The following is a 547-nucleotide window of genomic DNA, read 5'->3' on the forward strand; positions in this document are numbered from 1 at the left end:
TCACCTGCCAGTCGCCCGCCGCACCGGCCGGCGCGGGCGCCTCGCACAGCGCGAACAGATCGTCGAAATCGTCGCCGGCGAACGCCACCGGCGCGAAGCCCATCTCGTCCGCGACCTCCTCGGCGGCAGCCGGTGCCACAGGGGCGGCGGCCGGCGCAGGCGCGGCGTCCGGCGAGGCGGCGGCGACCAGCCGCGCGAGCATCGCGCCGTCGGCCGGCGGTTCGCCGCCGTCGCGCGCCGCGGTGACGTGGTCGCTCAGCATATCGAACGCACCGACGATCGTGCCGAGCAGGTCGGAGGTCAGCGTCAGCGTGCCGTTGCGCACCAGGTCGAGCAGCGTTTCATATTCGTGCGCATAGGCCTGCAACCGCTCGTGACCGAAGGCGCCGGCGCCGCCCTTGATCGAATGGACCGCGCGGAAGATCGTGTTGATCGTCTCGGGATCGTAATCGCCCTGGCGGACGCTGCCGAAGCTCGCCTCCATCGTGGCGAGGCCTTCGTCGCATTCCTGAAAGAAGATCTGCTGGATCTCGTCGAGGTTCATCAT

At 70.0% G+C, this 547-nt stretch carries 1 protein-coding gene; it reads right to left on the bottom strand.

Annotated features, from left to right (window positions below):
• Positions 1-547, bottom strand: a 547-nt coding sequence (locus AC07UH_RS21515) for an Hpt domain-containing protein (RefSeq protein ID WP_495193968.1), incomplete at both ends; no start/stop codon positions are given.

The sequence above is a fragment of the Sphingomonas sp. GW821-FHT04B01 genome (assembly GCF_059420425.1).